The organism is Streptomyces diastatochromogenes, assembly GCF_002242805.1.
Classification (GTDB): Bacteria; Actinomycetota; Actinomycetes; order Streptomycetales; family Streptomycetaceae; genus Streptomyces; species Streptomyces diastatochromogenes.
Map to the genome: position 1 here is coordinate 113707 of NZ_MCGQ01000038.1, position 20358 is coordinate 134064.

The following is a 20358-nucleotide window of genomic DNA, read 5'->3' on the forward strand; positions in this document are numbered from 1 at the left end:
GCTGCGTATCGCTCCGTACGATGCGTAGGACGCGGCCGATCAACCCGGAAAAGACCGCCACAGCGACGGAATCCGACGGGGGAGCACATGCTGAAGATGGAATCCGACACCTTCGATCACCTCGACCTCCAGCTGCTGTCCGCCCTGGAGGTCGACGCCCGGGCCTCCTTCAGCCGGATCGCGCAGGTGCTCGGCGTCTCCGACCAGACGATCGCGCGCCGCTTCCGCCGGCTGTCCGCCGAGGGCGGCCTCAGGGTCGTCGCCCTGCGCGACGCCGAGGCCCTCGGCCAGGACCAGTGGATGCTCCGCCTGCGCTGCGCCCCCGACGGCGCCTCCGTCATCGCCGACGCACTCGCCAAACGCCCCGACACCGCCTGGATCGGCCTGGCCGCCGGCGGCACCGAGGTCGTCTGCATGACCCGGCCGCGCAGCCCCGGCGACCACGACGACCTCCTCCTCGGCAAGCTGCCGCGCACCCCGAGCGTGGTGGAGATCCGCGCCCAGCAGCTCCTGCACCGCTTCTACGGCGGACCCACCGGCTGGCTGCGCAAGTTCCGGGCACTCGACGACGACCAGATCGCCGCCCTGCGCCCCGAGCCCCAGGCCCCGGCCGGACCGGCCCGCATCGACCCCGAGGACGAGCCGCTCCTCGCCGTCCTGGAACGCGACGGCCGGGCCGGCCACCCCGAACTGCAGCGCGCCACCGGCCGCTCCGAGTCCGCGGTCAAACGCCGCCTCGCCGCCCTGCTCGCCTCCGGAGCGGTGTACATCGACGTCGAGTACCACTCGGAGATCCTCGGCTACTCCCGGGCCGCCGCCCTGTGGATCACCACCGCCCCCGCCGCCCTGCACACCGTCGGCGAGGCCCTCGCGACCCACGAAGAGATCGCCTTCGCCTCCGCCACCGCCGGCCCCTCGCACATCGTCGTCACCGCGGTCGTCCGCGACACGACCAGCCTGTACGGCTACCTCAGCGGACCGCTCGGCCGGCTGGAGGGCGTCCAGCACGTGGAGACCACGCCGTTCCTGCGCCGGGTCAAGCAGCTGACGTATCAGCGGCCGCCGCGCTGACCCCGGTGCAACCGGTCCCCGCCCGCCAGGACCGCCGCCGCCAGCGCGTTCGCCGCGCCCTCCGCCGCGCCCCGCCGCCGGCCGTGCACGAGGACGAAGTCCACCTTGCCCAGCTCCGGCAGGCCCGAACGGTCCGGCACCCGGAACAGCCCCGGCGGGATCAGCCGCCGCGAGTGGGCCATCACGCCGAGCCCCGCGCGCGCGGCGGCGATCAGACCGTTGAGGCTGCCGCTGGTGCACACGATCCGCCACTCGCGCCCCTGCTCCTCCAGCGCCTCCAGGGCGCGGGCGCGGGTGATGCCGGGCGGGGGATACACGATCAGCGGGACCGGCCGGTCGGGCTCCAGACGGACGTGTTCGGAGCCGACCCACACCAGGTCGTCGCGCCACACCAGCTCGCCGCGCGGGTCCTGCGGGCGCCGCTTGGCCAGCACCAGATCGAGCTTCCCCGCCGCCAGCTGCTCGTGCAGGGTGCCCGACAGCTCCACCGTCAGCTCCAGGTCGACCTCCGGGTGGTCGTGGCGGAAGCCCTCCAGGATCTCCGGCAGCCGGGTGAGGACGAAGTCCTCCGAGGCGCCGAAGCGCAGCCGGCCCCGCACCCGGGTGCCGGTGAAGAACGCCGTCGCCTGCTCGTGCACCTCCAGCAGCCTGCGGGCGAAGCCCAGCATCGCCTCGCCGTCCTCGGTCAGCTCCACGGAGTGGGTGTCCCGGGAGAACAGCTGCCGTCCGGTGGCCTCCTCCAGCCGGCGCACATGCTGGCTGACCGTGGACTGGCGCAGCCCGAGCCGCCGGGCGGCCTGCGTGAAACTCAGCGTCTGCGCCACCGCCAGGAACGTGCGCAGGTGGGTGGGGTCGTACACGGCGGCAGCGTACTCCTTGTCATCGCGGAACACGATGACAGTCAGAGTGGTATGCGGGATTCCCGATCGGTGCGGGGAAGAGGACGATGGAGAGGGGTCCTCCGGGCTCCCGCACGTACGTGACGAACTGCAAGTGGAGCACCGTGAAACGCCTGCGCTGGCCGAGCTGGATGCCGATCGACCCCTACATCGTGCTGCTGCTCGGCACGGTGGGCCTCGCGGCGCTCCTCCCGGCCCGGGGCACCGGCGCCGACGTCGCCTCCGGGGCTTCCACCGCGGCGATCGCCTTCCTCTTCTTCCTCTACGGCGCCCGGCTCTCCACCCGTGAGGCGCTGGACGGCCTCAGGCACTGGCGGCTCCACGTCACCGTCCTGGCCTGCACCTTCGTCATCTTCCCGGTGCTCGGTGTGGCCGCCCGCGGCCTGGTGCCGGTGGTGCTGACCCAGCCGCTGTACCAGGGGCTGCTGTTCCTCACCCTGGTGCCGTCCACGATCCAGTCGTCGATCGCGTTCACCTCGATCGCTCGCGGAAACGTGCCTGCCGCCATCTGCGCGGGCTCGTTCTCCTCGCTGGTCGGCATCCTCGTCACCCCGCTGCTGGCGGCCGGGCTGCTGGGCAACGACGGCGGCGGGTTCTCCGCGGACTCAGTGGTGAAGATCGTGCTCCAGCTGCTGGTGCCGTTCCTGGCCGGGCAGGTGCTGCGCCGCTGCGGAGTCAAAAGGGGCCGCGCGGAGCGCGTCGAGCAGGGTGGTGGCGGGCGACGGGCGGGCGACTTCGTCGCCCGGCACAAGAAGGTCCTCGGCCTGGTCGACCGCGGCTCGATCCTGCTGGTCGTCTACACCGCGTTCAGCGAGGGCATGACCCGGGGCATCTGGCACCAGGTCAGCCCCGTCCGGCTGGCCGCGCTGCTCGGCGTCGAGGCCGCCCTGCTGGCCGTCATGCTCGTCCTGACCTGGTACGGCGGCCGGGCGCTCGGCTTCGGCCGGGAGGACCGGATCGCCATCCAGTTCGCCGGGTCCAAGAAGTCCCTCGCCTCCGGTCTGCCGATGGCGAGCGTCCTGTTCGGCGCCCATGCCTCCCTGGCCGTGCTGCCGCTGATGCTCTTCCACCAGATGCAGCTGATGGTGTGCGCGGTCATCGCCAAGCGGCGCTCCCACGACCTGGACGAGCCCACGCAGGCGTCAGCCGCCCACGTGGTCCAGGGGCAGCCACAGGACCGTGTCCTTCGCTGACCGCGACACCTTCGGGTCGGCGAGTTCCTCGTCGGTCAGGGCGCGGTCCCAGACATGGACGTCGTCGATCGCTCCGGTGAAGAAGGCCCGGCTGTCCATGCGCTGACCGATGTGCACGCCGAAGGGCGAGTTGCGGCTGACGGAACCCGGCACATCGGCGACGGTGGACTGCATACCGTCGACGGACAGCGACAGCAGGCCGCCACCGCGCCTGAGGACGGCGTGATGCCACTGGCCGTCGTTGTACGCGGTGTCCGTGCGCACGTACGCGGTCTGCGGTGCGGCCGCACCGTTCCGCACGGTGATCAGGCCCTGCAGGCGGTGGTTCGCCGGCTCGCCGCGCACCCACACCTGCGGCTGGGTGGTGCCGACGCCACCCATCCAGAGCAGCGGCTGCTCGCCGGTCGTGGCCGTGTACCGGAACCACAGGGAGGCCGTGAAGTCCCCGCTGCCGAGCGGAAGCCCGGGGCGGTACGGCAGGCGTACGGCATCGTCGCTGCCGTCGAACTCCAGCGCGCCGCCCACCACGCCGTCCGTCTCCTCGGCGCCGCCGAGCACCGCGGCCGGGCGGGCGTGCGGGGCGAGGTCGGCGGTGTGCGGGTCGGGGCCGCGGCGCGGGGCGAGCCAGTCCTCGGTGAAGCGGGCGAAGCGGATCTCGTCGCGTGCGTCGACCGCCCCGCCCTCGTACATCAGACCCGCCGTGTCGTGGTCGACGCGCACCAGGTCGGAGTAGCCGGACCAGTCCGTGGTGACGACCGTGCCGCGGTCCACGCTGTCCCAGGTGCGGCCGCCGTCGTAGGAGGAGCGGATCATCATCGTGCGGCGCCGGTCGGGGTCGCCGGGGCAGGAGAGCAGGATGCGGTCGCCCAGGCGCAGGATCGAGCCCTGCACCTGCGGGGTGTAGAGGTCCGGGAGGTCGCGGAAGGGCGCGGCGAAGCTGCCGCCGCCGTCCCGGCTGACGGCCTGGGTGCGGTGGCCGAGGTCGGTGCCGTCCTGCTCCCGGCCGCTGACCAGGACCGAGCCGTCGGTGCGTTCGGCGAGGGTGAGTTCGGAGGGCTTCTGCCGGAAGGTGCCGTCGGCGGCGATCGGCCAGGTGTCGGTGGCGCCGATCCGCCAGTGGCCGCCGTGGTCGTCGCTGACGATGAGCGCGGCGTGGTTGGCGGTGACCCGGCTGCCGTTCCACGTCTCGGTGTTGACCCCGAAGACCAGCCGGCCGGCGTACCGGCCGCGGGTGAGCTGGATGCCGTGCACGGGGCCGGTCGCGTACCAGGAGTTCCAGTCCGCGGGCAGGATCTCCGGGCTCAGATCGCGCGGCTCGGACCAGGTCAGTCCGTCGTCGTCGCTGTACTGCAGATGCGGGCTGCGGTCACAGGGCACCGAGCAACTGGCGCTGTCCGTACGCCCGGTGTTGTACGTCTCCGCGAGCCAGATCCGGCCGGTGTCGCGGTCCACCATCGGCGCCGGGTTGCCGTGGGTGTCGCCCGCTCCCTCGTTGACCACCCGCAGCGGGCCCCAGGTGCGGCCGCCGTCGGTGGAGCGCTTGACCACGATGTCGATGTCGGCCGCGTCTCCGCAGTTGAGCACCCGGCCCTCGGCGAACGCGAGCAGCGTGCCGTCGGTCGTCCGGACGATCGCCGGTATGCGGAAGCAGGCGTAGCCGGGATCCTGGGACGCCTTGAAGAGGATCTGCTGCTCGAAGTCGGTTGCGTCGGTGGCGGGTTGGGCGTGTGCCGGGTGCGGCAGCACTAGCAGAGCGGCCGCCGTGAGGGCGGCGGCCAGGCAGCTTCTGAGACGGGCGCTGATTCTTGACGGCATGGTGCGACCTGCCCTTCATGCGTCGAGACATGTGGACATCCGGACATCCAACGTCCAACATGCGCCTCTCAGACGGTAGTTGGGGCCTCTGGCGCCTCACAAGAAGCGTGCAGCTACTTCAGAGGGCTCACGGGCGCAGAACGACCTTCCCGAGGTTGGCCCGTGTCTCGATCACCTCGTGCGCCTTCGCCGCGTCCTCCAGCGCGAACTCGCCGTGCACGGCGGGCTTCAGGGTGCCGTCGGTGAACAGCCGCCACAGCTCCTGCCGCCACTGCTCGTACAGTTCCGGCCGGCCGCGGGCGATCAGCGCCATCTGGAAGCCGATCACCGACTTGGCGCCGACCAGCAGGTCGTACGCCTGGATCGTGCCGCCGCCCGAGCTGTAGGCGACCAGACGGCCGTGCGGGGCGAGCGCGGCGAGGGCGGGGGTGAGTAGATCGCCGCCGACCGCATCCAGTACACAGTCGACAGGCTCCCCCCAACTGTCGTCGCCATATCGAATACAGTCGTCCGCGCCCAGCGAGCGGACGAAGTCCGCCTTCGCCGGATCGGAGACGGCGCCCACCACCCGGCCCGCACCCCGCGCCCGCGCCAGCTGCACCGCGAGGTGCCCGACCCCGCTCGCCGCGGCCGTGACCAGCACCGCCTCGCCCGCCACGGGGCGTGCCGCCGCCAGTGCGCCGAGCGCCACCAGTCCGGCGCGCACCAGGGCGACCGCGTCGACGGGGGTGGCGCCGTCGGGTACGGGGGAGGCCAAGGCCTCGTGCAGCAGGGCGAAGCCGGCGTACCCGTGGCCGAAGCACAGCCCGGTGACCCGGTCGCCGGCGCGGAAGCGGGTCACGCCCTCGCCGACGGCCACCACCTCACCGGCGATCTCGCCGCCCAGCGGGATCGGTTCGGCGGCCTCGGTGACCTTGCGGACGACGGGCAGGGTCACGCCGACCGCCTCGCAGCGCACCAGCAGCTCACCTGCGCCGGGCTCGGGGACAGGTGCCTCCTCCAGGAACAGGGGACCGCCGGTGGACTCGTACCGGACGCGACGCATCGCAACCTCCAGGAGCGGGGATGGTCGTTGGGAGTACCCATGAATTCGTTGGGAGTCCCAACGGTAGCGGTGGTTCGTTGGGAAGTCCAATGATTCTTCGGTAGGCTGCCCGTATGGCCGAAGCACCCCTCCCCGCCATCCGCGCCCTGCCCAGCTGGCTCCTCGGCCGGGCCGCGGCCCGCGGCCGCTCCCTGGTCGCCGACGCCCTGGCGGCCGAGGGCATGAAGATGTGGCACCACGTGGTCCTCTCCGCCGTCCGTGATCTCGCCCCCGTCGCCCAGGCGGACCTCGGCCGCAGCGTGGGCCTCGACCCCAAGGACCTGGTCGGCGTCCTCAATGACCTGCAGTCCGCCGGCCTCGCTGTACGCGCCCCCGACCCCAAGGACCGGCGCAAGAACGCCGTGTCCCTCACCGGCGACGGCGCCCGCCTGCTCACCCGCTGCGAGAAGGCCGCGCGCGAGGCCAACGACGAACTGCTCGCCCCGCTGTCGCCGGCCGAACGCGATCAGTTCATGGGACTGTTGATCCGGATTTCCGGCACGGACGGCTGATGACGGCTAACGTTCCGTCATGACCGCAGCTCCCGTGCTCGATCCGCAGCGCACCGCCCTCGTCCTCGTCGACCTGATGGACCGCATCGTCGCGCTGCCCCTGGAACCCCGCAAGGGCACCGAAGTGCTCGCCACCGCCGAGGAGTTGGTGGCCGCCTTCCGTGCCGCCGGGGCGCTCGTCGTCCTGATCCGGGTCGAACGCCCCGCGGTCGCCGAACAGCCGCCCGGCAGCGGGCTGGTGGCGGGGCTGCTCAGGGACGGCGACCTGGAGGTCGTCAAGCGCACCATCGGCGGCTTCCAGGGCACGGGCCTGGACGATCGGCTGCGCGAACGCGGCATCCGCACCCTGCTGTTCGGCGGCATCGCCACCAACCTCGGCGTCGAGTCCACCGCCCGCGCCGCCGCCGACCTCGGCTACGACCTCGTCTTCGTCGAGGACGCCATGGCCGCGTTCACCGCGCCGGAGCACGAGGCGTCGGTCAGGCTCGACTTCCCGCGGCTCGGCACGGTCGTGACCGCCTCCCAGGTGCGCCTCGCGACCCGCTGACCCCTCACACCAGCAGCCCGCCCCCGTCCACGGTCACCACCGACCCGGTGCTGTAACCGCCGCGCATCAGGTACAGGTACGCCTCCGCCACATCCGCCGGCTCGCCGACCCGCCCCACCGGCAGCGACTCGGCGGACGACCGGAACAGCCCCTCCCGCTCGGCCTCCGGCAGCTCCCGCCACAGCTCCGTACGCACCACCCCCGGCGAGACCACGTTGACCCGGACCGGCGCCAGCTCCAGGGCCAGCGCCCGGGTCAGCGACTCCATCGCCCCGCACAGCGCCGCCGCGGCCGTCGTCCCCGGCATCGGCCGCCGCCCGGCGGTCCCGGTGGTCAGCACCACCGAGCCGCCCTCACGGATCGAGCCGGCGCCGTACTTCACGGCCGTGTACGCACCCCACAGCCGCGTGTCGAGGAACCTCCGGGCCCGCCCGAGATCCGCCTCGGCCAGGCTCTGCAGCAGCAGCGACTCACCGGCCGTGTACACCAGGTGGTCGAAGCCGCCGATCCTCTCGAAGAAGCCGCGCACCGCGGCCTCGTCGTTCGCGTCCAGCACCCAGCCCTCGGCGTTCCCGGGCAGCCGCTTCAGCGCCGCGTCCACACTCTCCTGCCGGCGCGAGGCGACCACCACCTCGGCGCCCTCCCGCGCCGCACCCTCGGCAACCGCGAGCCCGATGCCCGACGTACCCCCGATGACGACGACGCGCTGTCCCTGCAGATCCATGATGCGTTCCTTCCTTGTCCTGCCTGGTGCGTCCAGCCTGCGATCGCGCCCGCCTCGCCGTCCAAGACCTCTTCCGTCCGCGGCGATACCCTGAAGGCATCGCCACCGGTACGACGGAAGGGGCGGCCATGGACCTGGACCTGCGGAAGGTCCGCTACTTCGTGGCGGTCGCCGAACTGCTGCACTTCGGCCGCGCCGCCGAGCAACTGCACATCGCCCAGCCCGTCCTCAGCCGTCAGATCCGCGCACTGGAGAAGGACTTGGGCGCGGAGCTGTTCGTACGCGACAGCCACGGCGTGACGTTGACGTCGGCCGGTCGTCAACTCCTGGACGACGCACGGCATCTGCTCGCGAGCGCGGACGCCGCACGCCGCCGGGTGCGGCGGGCCGCCCGCGGCCCGGGGCGCTTCGTCGTCGGGTTCCGCGCCGGGGTGGTCGTCACCCGCGCGCTGCGGGACTTCGGGGCCGCCCACCCGGACGTCGACGTCCACGCGCGCCGAGTCGAGTGGGACGACCAGGAGGAGCTGATTCTCGACGGCACCGTCGACATCGCCTACGTACGACGCCCGGTCCGGGACCGGGGACTGAGGCTGCTGCCGCTGTACGGCGAGGCACGCGTGGCGATGCTGCCCGCCGACCACCGGCTCGCCGGCAAGCAGGAGCTGTGCCTCGCCGACCTGGTGGACGAGCCGAGGCTCAGCTACGCCCACCCGGGCCCCGACGACCTGCCGATCCGCACGATCGAGGAGAAGTTCGAGTGCGTGGCGAGCGGAGCCGGCATCACGCTCGTACCGGAGTCCGTCGCCCTGCAGTACTCCCGCCCGGACATCACCTACGTGCCGGTGCCGGACGCGGAGCCCGACGAGGTGCTCCTGGCCTGGGAGGCACGCCGACGCTCACCGCTGATCGCCGGGTTCGTCACCGCCGCCCAGGCTCAGGCGGAAGCGGCCGGCTGAGGCGGGGCCCCTGCGGCGCAGGGGGCGCTCCCCGCCGTTCGGGGCCCCGCCGCCGTGTCGCGGGGGACCGGTCAGCCCTGGGCGGCCGCGGCCCGCAGGGCGATGCGGTCCTCGCCCGCGTACACGTTCATCGAGCTGCCCCGCAGGAAACCCACCAGGGTCAGACCCGTCTCGGCGGCCAGGTCCACCGCCAGCGACGAGGGCGCCGACACCGCCGCCAGCACCGGGATCCCCGCCATCACGGCCTTCTGCGCCAGCTCGAACGAGGCTCGGCCCGAGACCAGCAGGATCGTCCGCGACAGCGGCAGATCCCCGTTCTGCAGCGCCCGCCCGACCAGCTTGTCGACCGCGTTGTGCCGGCCCACGTCCTCCCGTATGTCCAGCAGCTCCCCGTCCTCGGTGAACAGGGCGGCCGCGTGCAGCCCCCCGGTCCGGTCGAACACCCGCTGGGCCGCCCGCAGCCGGTCGGGGAGGCTCGCCAGCAGCTCGGGGGTCACCCGGACCGGGGGAGTGTCGGCGATCGGCCAGCGCGCGGTCGTCCGCACGGCGTCCAGGCTGGCCTTGCCGCACAGCCCGCACGAGGACGACGTGTAGACGTTCCGCTCCAGGGTGAAATCGGGGAGGGCGATCCCCGGGGTGGTGCGGACGTCGACCACGTTGTAGGTGTTCGAACCGTCTACGGTCGCCCCGGCGCAGTAGACGATGTTCTGCAGATCGGATGCGGTGGCCAGTACGCCCTCGCTCACCAGGAACCCCGCCGCCAGCGCGAAGTCGTCGCCCGGTGTGCGCATGGTGATCGCGAGCGGCTTCCCGTTCAGCCGGATCTCCAGGGGTTCCTCGGCGACGAGCGTGTCCGGCCGGGTGGAGACCGCCCCGTCCCGGATGCGGAGCACCTTGCGTCGTTCCGTGACTCGTCCCATGTCCTGATCAGCCCCGGTTCTGTACGTGCTGGTAGCCGAAACGGCCCTTGATGCAGAGGTTGCCGTGAGTCACCGGATTGTCGTGCGGTGAGGTGACCTTCACGATCTCATTGTCCTGCACATGGAGCGTGAGGTTGCAGCCCACCCCGCAGTAGGCGCACACCGTGGTCGTCTCCGACTGCCTCGACTCGTCCCAGGTACCCGCCGCCCGCATGTCGAACTCGGATCTGAACGACAGCGCCCCCGTCGGGCACACCTCGATGCAGTTCCCGCAGTACACGCAGGCGGAATCGGTCAGCGGCGCCTCGTGCTCGACTGCGATCCGCGCGTCGAAACCGCGCCCGGCGACCGAGATCGCGAAGGTGTTCTGCCACTGGTCGCCGCAGGCGTCGACGCACTTGTAGCACAGGATGCACTTGTCGTAGTCACGCACATACAGCTCGTTGTCGACCTTCGGTTCCTCGTGCAGCCGGGCCGCGCCGGGGCCGAAACGGTCGGGCTTCGCCTCGTACTCCTTGATCCACTCGGCGACCTTCGGGGTCGTCGACAAGTCGACCGAGGATGCCAGCAGCTCCAGCACGATCTTCCTGCTGTGCCGGGCCCGCTCCGTGTCCGTACGGACCTCCATCCCGGGCTCCGCCCTGCGCGAGCAGGCCGGCACCAGCGTCCGCGACCCCTCCACCTCCACCACGCACACCCGGCAGGCGTTCTTCGGCCGCAGCGTGTCGCCCTCGCAGAGGGTCGGGATGTCCTTCCCCGCCGCCCGGCACGCGTCCAGGACGGTCGAGCCCTCCGGGACCCGGGCCGGCTCGCCGTCGATCGTGAACTCCAGCAGACGGCGCGGGATCCCCAGCGGTGTGACGGTCATTCGTATGCCCCCAGACGGTCGATGGCGGATTCCACGGCGTTCCACGCGGTCTGCCCCAGACCGCAGATCGAGGCGTCCCGCATCGCCCGGCCCACCTCGCGCAGCAGGGCGATGTCGTCGGCGGCCCCGGCCCCCGTGCGCTCCACGATCCGGCGCAGCGCCTCCTCCTGCCGGACCGTCCCGACCCGGCACGGCACGCACTGCCCGCAGGACTCGTCGCGGAAGAACTCGGCGATGCGCAGCAGCAGGCGGGGGAGCGGCACGGTGTCGTCGAAGGCCATGACCACGCCGGAACCGAGCGTGGTCCCGGCCTCCCGGGTGCCCTCGAAGGTGAGCGGGACGCCGAGTTCGTCCGGCCGTACGAAGCCGCCGGCCGCCCCGCCCAGCAGCACCGCCCGCAGCCCCTCCCGCACACCGGCCAGCTCCAGCAGCTCGCCGAGCGTCGCCCCGAACGGCAGCTCGTACACGCCGGGCCGCTCCACACTGCCCGACACGCAGAACAGCTTGGGGCCGGTGGACCGTCCGGTGCCGATCGCCGCGTAGGCCGGGGCGCCCATGGTGAGGATCGGCAGGACGTTGACCAGCGTCTCCACGTTGTTCTCCACCGTGGGCTTGCCGAACAGGCCCTTCTCCACCGGGAAGGGCGGCTTGGAGCGGGGTTCGCCCCGGTAGCCCTCGATGGAGTTGAACAGGGCCGTCTCCTCGCCGCAGATGTACGCGCCGGCGCCGCGCCGGATCTCGATGTCCAGGCGGTAGCCCTGGCCGAGGATGTCGTCGCCGAGCAGACCGCGGGCCCGGGCCTGGTCGATCGCATACTGCAGACGGTGTACGGCTCGCGGGTACTCGCCGCGGATGTAGACGAAAGCCCGGTGCGCGGATATCGCATACGACGCGATCGTGATCGCCTCCACGAGCGCGTACGGATCGCCCTCCATGAGCACCCGGTCCTTGAAGGTGCCCGGCTCGGACTCGTCCGCGTTGCACACCAGGTAGTGCGGGTGGTCCGGCTGGGACGCCGTGGCCTGCCACTTGCGGCCGGTCGGGAAGGCCGCGCCGCCGCGCCCGACCAGACCCGAGTCGGTGACCTCCCGGATCACCCCGGCGGGACCCAGCTCGAAGGCCCGGCGCAGCGCCGTGTAGCCGCCGTGCGCCCGGTAGTCGTCCAGCGAGGACGCATCCACGACACCGACCCGGCGCAGCAGCAGCGACGGGTCGCCCGCCTGGGGCACGGCCGCCACCGCCGGTGGCTCCTCGGGTGCCGCGTCCGGCGCGCTCGCCGCGAGGACGGCCGCCTCGACCGCCGCCGGCGCCGACACGGCCGTACGCACCGGATCGCCCGCCCGGATCGCCAGGGCCGCCGGGGCCCGCTCGCACAGGCCCAGACACGGGCTGCGCTCGACACTCACCCCGCTGCCCGGGCCGAGCCGCGCCTCGATCCCGGCACACAGGTCGCCCGCCCCGGCCGCCGTACAGGCGAGGTCGGTGCAGACGTGCAGCACGGTGGCCGGGCGGGGCCGGACGGAGAACATCGCGTAGAACGTGGCCACCCCGTACGCCTCCGCGGGCGGCACGGTCAGCCGCCGGCACAGATAGTCGAGGGCGCCTTCGCTGATCCAGCCGATCCGGTCGTTGACCGCGTGCAGCCCCGGCAGCAGCAGATCGCGCCGGTCGCGGGCCGCACGGCCGCCGCGCGCCCACCTCAGGTCGGCGTCCGTGCGGTCGGCGCCCTCCCAGGAGGACTCCGGGGGGCCCAACAAGGCGTCCACGGCGGCCCGTTCCTCGTCCGTCGGCTTGCTGTCGCCGAAGTGCAGATCCACGCCCTCACCCCACGTACGTAACGGCCGGCAGCTTCTCGATCCGGATCGCCGACGCCTTGAACTCCGCCGTCCCCGCGATCGGGCAGTTCGCCTCGATCGTCAGCTGGTTGGTGTCCACCTCGTCGGGAAAGTGCATGGTCATGAAGGCGAGGCCGGGCCGCAGCGCGGTGTCGACCCACACCGGCGCCACCACCGACCCGCGCCGCGAGGACACCCGCACCTCCTCGCCGACCACGACCCCGTACCGCTCGGCGTCCTCCGGGCACAGCTCGACGTACTCGCCGCGCCTGAGCGGAGAGGCGAAACCGCCGCTCTGCACACCGGTGTTGTACGAGTCCAGGCGCCGGCCGGTGGTGAGCCGGATCGGGTACTCCTCGTCCGTGAGGTCCACCGGCGGATCGTGCTGCACCAGCCCGAAGGGTGCCGCCGCTCCCCGCCTCTCGGGGTCCTTCTCCCACAACCGGCCGTGCAGATAGGTGGGTTCGAGCCGCTGGGTGCTCGGGCACGGCCACTGGATGCCCTGGTGCTCCGCCAGCCGCTCGTACGTCATCCCGTAGTGGTCCGGCGACACCGAGCGCAGCTCGTTCCAGACGGCCTGCGCGTCGGCGTACTTCCAGTCGTGGCCGAGCCGGGCCGCCAGCTCGCAGATGATGTCGATGTCCTCGCGGGCCTCGCCGGGCGGGGTGACCGCACGCCGGACGCGCTGAACTCGCCGCTCGCTGTTGGTGGTGGTGCCGTCGGTCTCCGCCCAGCCCGCGGTGGCGGGCAGCACCACGTCCGCCAACTCGGCCGTCTTCGTCAGGAAGATGTCCTGCACCACGAGGAAGTCCAGCGCCCTGAGCCGCCGTACGGCCTGCTCGCTGTCGGCCTCCGACTGCGCCGGGTTCTCCCCGATGCAGTACACGGCCCGCAGCGAGCCCTCCTCCATCGCCTCGAACATCTCCGTCAGGTTCAGCCCGTAGTGCGGCTGGATGACGGTGTCCCAGGCCGACTCGAACTTCAGCCGGACATCCGCGTCGAGGATGTCCTGGAAGCCGGGCAGCCGGTTGGGGATCGCGCCCATGTCGCCGCCGCCCTGCACGTTGTTCTGCCCGCGCAGCGGCTGCAGTCCGGAGCCGTAGCGGCCGACATGGCCGGTGAGCAGGGACAGGTTGATCAGGGCGCGGACGTTGTCGGTGCCGTTGTGGTGCTCGGTGATGCCGAGCGTCCAGCACAGCTGGGCCCGCTCGGCGCGGGCGTAGGCGTGCGCCAACTCCCTGATGGCGCGGGCCGGTACGCCCGTCACCTTCTCCGCGAGCGACAGTGTCCACGGCTCCACCAGCCTGCGGTACTCCTCGAAGCCCGACGTCGCCCGCTCGACGAACGCCTCGTTGACCAGGCCCGCGTGGATGATCTCCCGGCCGATCGCGTGCGCCATCGGGATGTCGGTGCCGACGTTCAGCCCGAGCCAGCTCTCGGCCCACTCGGCGGTGGACGTCCGACGCGGGTCGACCGCGTACATCCGGGCGCCGTTCCTGATTCCCTTCAGCGCGTGCTGGAAGAAGATCGGGTGGGCGAAACGGGCGTTGGAGCCCCACATCACGATGACGTCGGTGTGCTCGATCTCCTCGTACGACGACGTGCCGCCGCCGGACCCGAAGGCGGCCGACAGGCCCGCGACGCTGGGTGCGTGGCACGTCCGGTTGCAGGAGTCGACGTTGTTGGTGCCCATCACGACCCGGGCGAACTTCTGCGCCACATAGTTCATCTCGTTGGTGGCGCGGGCACAGGAGAACATCCCGAACGCCCCCCGGTGCCGGTCGAGACCTCGCGCGGCCCGGTCCAGCGCCTCCTCCCAGCTCGCCTCCCGGAACGGCTCGTCGCGGGAGTCGCGCACCAGGGGGCGGGTGAGCCGGGTGTACGTCTTCGGTTGCCGGTTCCTCATGCGGCGCTCCTCAGCGCGAGCAGGTCCGAGATGGCGTGCACCGTGCGCAGGGTGGGCACCGGCACGCCGGTGATCTCCGCCAGTTCGACGACGGCCGCGAGCAGCACGTCGAGTTCCAGCGGCTTGCCGCGCTCCAGGTCCTGGAGCGTGGAGGTGCGGTGGTCGCCGACGCGTTCCGCGCCCGCGAGCCGCCGTTCGATGGAGACGCCGACCTCACAGCCCAGCGCCTCGGCGACGGCGAGGGTCTCGCGCATCATCGTCTCGATGACCCGGCGGGTGCCGCCGTGCAGGCACATCTGCCGCATCGTGGCGCGGGCCAGGGCGCTGATCGGGTTGAAGGAGATGTTGCCGAGCAGCTTGACCCAGATGTCGCCGCGCAGGTCCTGCTCCACCGGGCACTTCAGGCCGCCGGCCCTCATCGCCTCGCTGAAGTCCAGACAGCGCGGCGAGATGCTGCGGTCGGGCTCGCCGATGGAGAACCGGGTGCCCTCCAGGTGCCGTACGACACCCGGCGACTGGAGTTCGGTCGCCGCGTAGACGACACAGCCGACGGCCCGTTCGGGCGCGAGGACGGCGCTGACGGCGCCGCCCGGGTCGACGCTCTCGACGCGGTGGCCGTCGTAGGGGCCGCCGTGCCGGTGGAAGTACCACCACGGGATGCCGTTCTGGGCGGCCACCACCGCCGTGCGCTCGTGCAGCAGCGGCTTGATCAGCGGCCCGCACGCCGCGTACGCGTTGGCCTTCAGGCCGAGGAAGACGAAGTCGGCCGGGCCTACCTCGGCCGGGTCGTCGGTGGCGTGGGCGTGCGCGGTGAAGTCGCCGCGCGGGCTGAGCACACGTACGCCGTGCTGCCTCATGGCCGCGAGATGCGGTCCACGGGCGATGAGGTGCACATCGGCGCCCGCGCGGTGGAGCGCGGCACCGACGTAGGCGCCGATCGCACCGGCGCCGAGGACTGCGACTTTCACGGGAGCACTCCGTTCGGTTTGAGGGATACCGCGGAGGTGGGGGGAGGAGGATCCGGAACCTGTGAGGGCCGGCAGTCAGCCCGACGGCTGAATCCTGTCGACGAAATATTGTCTACAGTATGGAGCCATGCGCCAGCAAGGGTCGTGCGGCGACCGTTGAGCGCATTCCGCATACCGTTCACCGCATACGGTCGACCCCGCGCCTTCTCAACTCCCGCGCCCCGCCCTACCGTTCGGGGTTCATGAGCAGCCCCCCACTGGCACCCCCGGGCTGGAGCCGCTGGCTCGTCCCGCCCGCCGCCCTCTCCGTCCACCTGTCCATCGGCCAGGCCTACGCCTGGAGCGTGTTCAAGCCGCCCCTCGAGTCCGCGCTGAAGCTCGACGGCACCCAGAGCGCGCTGCCCTTCCAGCTGGCGATCGTGATGCTCGGACTGTCGGCCGCGTTCGGCGGCACGCTCGTCGAGCGCAACGGGCCGCGCTGGGCGATGACCGTGGCCCTCGTCTGCTTCTCCTCCGGCTTCCTGATCTCCGCGCTCGGCGCCCAGACGAAGCAGTTCTGGCTGATCGTCCTCGGCTACGGCTTCGTCGGCGGGATCGGCCTCGGCATCGGCTACATCTCGCCCGTCTCCACCCTGATCAAGTGGTTCCCGGAGCGGCCCGGCATGGCCACCGGCATCGCCATCATGGGCTTCGGCGGCGGCGCGCTGATCGCCTCGCCCTGGTCGGCGCAGATGCTCGAGTCCTTCGGCACCGACCACTCCGGGATCGCGCTCGCCTTCCTCGTGCACGGGCTGTCGTACGCCGTCTTCATGACGCTCGGCGTGCTCCTCGTGCGCGTGCCACGCACCGAGAGGCCCGTCGAGGGCGCGCCGGCCGCGGGCGGCGGCGTGCAGGTGTCCGCCCGCAGCGCGGTGCGCACCCCGCAGTTCTGGTGCCTGTGGGTCGTCCTGTGTATGAACGTGACGGCCGGCATCGGCATCCTGGAGAAGGCCGCGCCGATGATCACGGACTTCTTCGCGGACAGCTCCACCCCCGTGTCGGCCTCCGCGGCCGCCGGATTCGTCGCGCTCCTGTCGGCCGCCAACATGGCCGGCCGGATCGGCTGGTCGTTCACCTCCGACCTCATCGGGCGCAAGAACATCTACCGCGTCTACCTCGGCGTCGGCGCGCTGATGTACCTGCTGATCGCCCTGGTCGGGGACTCGGCGAAGCCCCTGTTCGTGCTGTGCGCGCTGGTGATCCTCTCCTTCTACGGCGGCGGCTTCGCCACGATCCCCGCCTATCTGAAGGACCTCTTCGGCACGTACCAGGTCGGTGCCATCCACGGCCGCCTGCTCACCGCCTGGTCCACGGCCGGGGTGCTCGGCCCGCTGATCGTCAACTGGATCGCCGACCGGCAGAAGGAGGCCGGGAAGCACGGCCCGGCGCTGTACGGGCTGTCCTTCGGCATCATGATCGGCCTGCTCGTCATCGGCTTCGTGGCCAACGAACTCGTCCGCCCCGTCCATGCCCGCCACCACATCCCCGCCCAGAGGGAGGCCGCCGATGACCAGCGACAGCAGCCCGCCGCCTAGCCGCCGCGGCCTGATCGCCCTCGCCTGGCTGTGGGTCGGGGCGCCCCTCGCCTACGGGCTGTACGAGCTGGTACACAAGGCGACACAGCTGTTCACGGGATGAGTGCTCGGGCGTCCGAGCGTCTGAGGGAAGCCGACAACACGGGCGCCCGAATCCTGTGGCTTCACCTGCCGTCGTACTCGCGAGTCACTGATCAGACTGGTGGATCCCGCTACCCACGGCAACAAGGGGATCCCCGACATGCACGGCACGCGCATCGCCGCCATCGGTCACTACCAGCCCGCCAAGGTGCTCACCAACGAGGACCTGGCGGGCATGGTCGACACCAGTGACGAGTGGATCCGCAGCCGGGTGGGCATCCGGACCCGGCACATCGCGGGCCCGGACGAACCGGTCGACGAACTCGCCGCGCACGCCGCCGCCAAGGCCCTGGCCGCCGCCGGGCTCACCGCGCAGGACATCGACCTGGTGCTGGTGGCCACGTCCACGGCGATCGACCGCTCCCCGAACACCGCCGCCCGGGTGGCCGCCCGCCTCGGCATCCCGCAGCCTGCCGCGATGGACATCAATGTCGTCTGCGCCGGCTTCACCCACGCGCTGGCCACCGCCGACCACACGGTCCGGGCGGGCGCCGCGAGCCGTGCGCTGGTGATCGGCGCCGACAAGATGTCCGAGGTCACCGACTGGAGCGACCGCACCACGTGTGTCCTGGTCGGCGACGGCGCCGGGGCCGCCGTGGTCGAGGCGTGCGCACCGGGGCAGGAACCGGGGATCGGGCCGGTGCTGTGGGGGTCGGTGCCGGAGATGGGCAACGCGGTGCGCATCGAGGGCACGCCGCCCCGGTTCGCGCAGGAGGGGCAGAGCGTCTACCGCTGGGCCACCACCCAGCTGCCGCCCATCGCCCGGCGCGCCTGCGAGAAGGCCGGCATCGAACCCGCCGACCTCGCCGCGGTGGTGCTGCACCAGGCCAACCTGCGCATCATCGAGCCGCTCGCGCAGAAGATCGGCGCCGTCAACGCCGTGATCGCCCGCGACGTCACCGAATCGGGCAACACCTCGGCGGCCAGCATTCCGCTCGCGCTGTCCAAGCTGATCGAACAGGGTGCGGTCCGCAGCGGCGACCCGGCCCTGCTGTTCGGCTTCGGCGGCAACCTGTCGTACGCCGGGCAGGTCGTACGGTGCCCGTGACGTACTCGACTCCCGCTGCCTCTGGCTTTTGTGCACCGTAGACTGTAGACGAAAGACAATCCATAGTGGGCAGTCCACCGTGTACTGCATACAGGCTGCTGTCTACGGCTGCCCGCCCAGGAGGGGGACCGCGATGTTGCCGACCGGACTGCCGCAGGGAGCCGTGCCCAAGCTGGAACGGCCCGGCCCGTTGCGCGACCGTGTCTACGAGGCACTGCTGGAGCTGATCACCACCCGCGCCCTGCAACCCGGCCAGCACCTGGTCGAGAGCGAACTCGCCGGACACCTGGGCGTGTCCCGGCAGCCGGTCCGCGAGGCGCTGCAGCGGCTCAACACCGAGGGCTGGGTCGACCTGCGCCCCGCCCAGGGCGCGTTCGTCCACGAGCCCACCCAGGAGGAGGCCGACCAACTCCTGACCGTCCGCACCCTCCTGGAGGCGGAGGCGGCCCGGCTGGCCGCCATCACCGCCGACAAGGCGGGCATCAACGCCCTGGAGGAGCTGTGCGCCGAGGGTGAGAAGGCGGTCGCGGCCGAGGACGTGGACCGTGCGGTCGCCCTCAACGCGGCCTTCCACGCCAAGGTGATGGAGATGGCGGGCAACACGGTCCTCGCCGAACTGGCCGCCCAGGTCGACCGCAGGGTCCGCTGGTACTACACGCCGGTGGCGCGGCAGCGCGGCCGGCAGTCGTGGATCGAGCACCGCGAGCTGATCACCGCGATCGCCTTCAACGACGCACAGCGCGCCACCCACCTGATGCGCGAACACACGGAGCACACGCGGCGGTCGTACCACGAGCGCAACAACGCCTGAGTCCGAGAGGCCCCCGGAGACACCTCCGGGGGCTTCTCGGTCTGCTCACCGTTGTCCTGGGTGGAGCGGCGGGAGGTCCTGTTGTCAGGACGAGGTCCGCAGGCTCACCCCCGGTACGGCCGCAGCTCCGCTGTCCCGGCCCGGTTGCCGTAGCAGCAAGGCGATGGCCGCTGCCACCATCGACACGCAACCGGCCAGTGCGTACGCCCCGTTGTAGCCCCAGGCGCCGACCACCATCGAGCCCAGGCCGCCGCCGAACAGGCCGCTGACGAGTTTGCCGCTGTACACCAGGCCGTAGTTGGTGGCGTTGTAGTTCTCGCCGAAGTAGTCCGGGGTCAGTGCGGCGAAGAGCGGGTAGAAGGCGCCGCCGCCGAAGCCGGAGAGGAAGGCGAAGAACAGGAACAGCCACTCGCTCTTGATGTCGCCCGCCCAGATCACCCCGAACTGGGCGAGACCCAGGACGACGATGACGAACACGAGGGTCGGCCTGCGGCCCCAGCGGTCGGACAGCCAGCCCACGACACCCCGGCCGACGCCGTTGATGACCGCCATCACGCCCATCGAGGAGGCCGCGACCAGCGGGCCGAAGCCCACGTCCTTGGCGAAGTCGACCTGGAACGAGATACCGAAGATGGAGACTCCGGCGGTCATCACGATGGAGATCCACATCAGCGGGAGCATGCCCGTGCGGACGGCCTCCCGAGGCGTGAACTGCCGTACGGCAGGGGGGTTCTTGGCGAGGCTCGTCGCGTTCTTGGTGTCACCGGAGAACGTGAGCGGGTCGATGTCGGCCGGCCACCAGTTCTTCGGCGGGTCCTTGAAGAAGAACGCCGTGGCGAGGACCACGATCATGATGTAGCAGCCGATGAGGTCCAGGACCCGGTGGTAGTTCGCGGTGTCGAACGCGTAGTTGAAGATGAAGATGAACGGCAGGGAGCCGTACGCGAAGCCGCCGTTGACGAAACCCGTGCGGGCGCCGCGCCGTTCGGGGAACCACTTGCCGACCATGTTGATGCACGTCGCGTACACCAGCCCGGCGCCGATCCCGCCGACCACGCCGAAGCCCAGGATCGCCAGCCACACGTTGCCGAGGTGCGAGAGGGCGAGGAAGCCCACCAGGCACATACCGGATCCTGTGTACATCGCCCTGCGTGCGGTCAGCATTCCCTTCTCCCGCAGCCAGCCCGCCGGGAAGGCGATGCCGGCCTGGAAGAACACCCAGACGCTCAGGATCCAGAAGGTGTTGGACTGCGTCCAGCCGTGCGCGTGGGAGAGGGTGTCCTCCGCGGAGCCGTAGGCGTACTCGAAGACGCTGATCGCCATCATGGCGATCCACGGCAGGTACACCATCAGCTTGCGGGAGTGGCCGAGGATGTCCCGGTCGCTCTCCCCGATCCGGTACACGCGCCCGTGCCCGTCGGTCACTTCACGGTACGGCCGCGCGCCTGCGCCGGTGCTGTTCGTGGCTATCGGGTCTGCCGTCATG

The 20358-nt window shown here is 71.6% G+C and carries 19 protein-coding genes; 9 read left to right on the top strand and 10 right to left on the bottom strand.

From position 1 onward, the window contains the following. Nucleotides 1-87 precede the first annotated feature (87 nt). Complete coding sequence (locus BEK98_RS35750) at nt 88-1071, top strand: Lrp/AsnC family transcriptional regulator (RefSeq protein ID WP_208643322.1); 984 nt, start codon at nt 88-90, stop codon at nt 1069-1071. On the opposite strand, the gene BEK98_RS35755 is transcribed toward BEK98_RS35750, so the two are convergent. Continuing rightward, nucleotides 1053-1931, bottom strand: coding sequence for a LysR substrate-binding domain-containing protein (locus BEK98_RS35755; protein WP_094221018.1), 879 nt, complete (start codon nt 1929-1931; stop codon nt 1053-1055). The genes BEK98_RS35750 and BEK98_RS35755 overlap by 19 nt on opposite strands. Before the next feature lie 170 nt (nt 1932-2101). Between BEK98_RS35755 and BEK98_RS35760 the strand changes: the two genes are divergently transcribed. Continuing rightward, nucleotides 2102-3163: a bile acid:sodium symporter family protein gene (locus BEK98_RS35760; protein ID WP_179852088.1), complete on the top strand. Its 1062-nt coding sequence runs from the start codon at nt 2102-2104 to the stop codon at nt 3161-3163. On the opposite strand, the gene BEK98_RS35765 is transcribed toward BEK98_RS35760, so the two are convergent. Next, nucleotides 3113-4978 carry a sialidase family protein gene (locus BEK98_RS35765; RefSeq protein WP_094220898.1) on the bottom strand — a complete coding sequence of 622 codons (1866 nt, stop codon included), beginning with the start codon at nt 4976-4978 and terminating at the stop codon, nt 3113-3115. The genes BEK98_RS35760 and BEK98_RS35765 overlap by 51 nt on opposite strands. A gap of 127 nt (nt 4979-5105) precedes the next feature. Then, entirely contained in the window at nt 5106-6023 is a 918-nt protein-coding gene (locus tag BEK98_RS35770; protein ID WP_094220899.1) for a quinone oxidoreductase family protein, read from the bottom strand. A 113-nt stretch (nt 6024-6136) separates the two neighbouring features. Here BEK98_RS35770 and BEK98_RS35775 point away from each other — a divergent pair, with 113 nt between their 5' ends. Both BEK98_RS35775 and BEK98_RS35780 read left to right on the top strand, forming a co-directional pair. Next, entirely contained in the window at nt 6137-6574 is a 438-nt protein-coding gene (locus tag BEK98_RS35775; RefSeq protein ID WP_094220900.1) for a MarR family winged helix-turn-helix transcriptional regulator, read from the top strand. Between the two features lie 19 nt (nt 6575-6593). Continuing rightward, complete coding sequence (locus BEK98_RS35780; RefSeq protein ID WP_208643323.1) at nt 6594-7121, top strand: isochorismatase family protein; 528 nt, start codon at nt 6594-6596, stop codon at nt 7119-7121. 4 nt (nt 7122-7125) lie between these two features. On the opposite strand, the gene BEK98_RS35785 is transcribed toward BEK98_RS35780, so the two are convergent. Next, nucleotides 7126-7845 carry an SDR family oxidoreductase gene (locus BEK98_RS35785; RefSeq protein WP_094220902.1) on the bottom strand — a complete coding sequence of 240 codons (720 nt, stop codon included), beginning with the start codon at nt 7843-7845 and terminating at the stop codon, nt 7126-7128. Between the two features lie 128 nt (nt 7846-7973). Here BEK98_RS35785 and BEK98_RS35790 point away from each other — a divergent pair, with 128 nt between their 5' ends. Further along, nucleotides 7974-8801, top strand: a complete 828-nt coding sequence (locus tag BEK98_RS35790; RefSeq protein WP_094220903.1) for a LysR family transcriptional regulator — start codon at nt 7974-7976, stop codon at nt 8799-8801. Nucleotides 8802-8872: 71 nt separating this feature from the next. Here the strand turns inward: BEK98_RS35790 and fdhD are convergent, their stop codons facing one another. From fdhD to BEK98_RS35815, 5 genes are read right to left on the bottom strand one after another with little or no spacing between them, the layout of a single operon-like run. Beyond that, a complete protein-coding gene (gene fdhD / locus BEK98_RS35795; RefSeq protein ID WP_094220904.1) occupies nt 8873-9721 on the bottom strand; it encodes a formate dehydrogenase accessory sulfurtransferase FdhD in 849 nt (282 codons plus the stop codon). Between the two features lie 7 nt (nt 9722-9728). Beyond that, a complete protein-coding gene (locus tag BEK98_RS35800) occupies nt 9729-10589 on the bottom strand; it encodes a 2Fe-2S iron-sulfur cluster-binding protein (RefSeq protein ID WP_094220905.1) in 861 nt (286 codons plus the stop codon). Then, the gene (locus BEK98_RS35805; RefSeq protein ID WP_094220906.1) at nt 10586-12406 is read right to left on the bottom strand and encodes an NADH-ubiquinone oxidoreductase-F iron-sulfur binding region domain-containing protein; all 1821 of its coding nucleotides are present in this window, start codon (nt 12404-12406) and stop codon (nt 10586-10588) included. Before BEK98_RS35805 ends, BEK98_RS35800 begins: the two co-directional genes overlap by 4 nt. 4 nt (nt 12407-12410) lie before the next feature. Continuing rightward, nucleotides 12411-14330 carry a molybdopterin oxidoreductase family protein gene (locus tag BEK98_RS35810; RefSeq protein ID WP_094220907.1) on the bottom strand — a complete coding sequence of 640 codons (1920 nt, stop codon included), beginning with the start codon at nt 14328-14330 and terminating at the stop codon, nt 12411-12413. Beyond that, complete coding sequence (locus tag BEK98_RS35815) at nt 14327-15298, bottom strand: 2-dehydropantoate 2-reductase (protein ID WP_094220908.1); 972 nt, start codon at nt 15296-15298, stop codon at nt 14327-14329. Before BEK98_RS35815 ends, BEK98_RS35810 begins: the two co-directional genes overlap by 4 nt. A gap of 242 nt (nt 15299-15540) precedes the next feature. Between BEK98_RS35815 and BEK98_RS35820 the strand changes: the two genes are divergently transcribed. The 4 genes from BEK98_RS35820 (at nt 15541) to BEK98_RS35830 (ending at nt 18872) form a co-directional block, all read left to right on the top strand. Further along, nucleotides 15541-16872, top strand: coding sequence for an OFA family MFS transporter (locus tag BEK98_RS35820; protein ID WP_094220909.1), 1332 nt, complete (start codon nt 15541-15543; stop codon nt 16870-16872). Then, a complete protein-coding gene (locus tag BEK98_RS51010) occupies nt 16844-16975 on the top strand; it encodes an MFS transporter small subunit (protein ID WP_279635495.1) in 132 nt (43 codons plus the stop codon). The genes BEK98_RS35820 and BEK98_RS51010 overlap by 29 nt, the downstream gene beginning before the upstream one ends. 138 nt (nt 16976-17113) lie before the next feature. Further along, nucleotides 17114-18061 (top strand): beta-ketoacyl-ACP synthase III, encoded by a 948-nt coding sequence (locus BEK98_RS35825; RefSeq protein ID WP_094221020.1) that lies wholly within the window; start codon nt 17114-17116, stop codon nt 18059-18061. A gap of 133 nt (nt 18062-18194) precedes the next feature. Continuing rightward, nucleotides 18195-18872, top strand: coding sequence for a GntR family transcriptional regulator (locus BEK98_RS35830; protein WP_094220910.1), 678 nt, complete (start codon nt 18195-18197; stop codon nt 18870-18872). Between the two features lie 84 nt (nt 18873-18956). Here the strand turns inward: BEK98_RS35830 and BEK98_RS35835 are convergent, their stop codons facing one another. Then, complete coding sequence (locus BEK98_RS35835; RefSeq protein ID WP_208643324.1) at nt 18957-20357, bottom strand: OFA family MFS transporter; 1401 nt, start codon at nt 20355-20357, stop codon at nt 18957-18959. Nucleotide 20358: the final 1 nt, after the last annotated feature.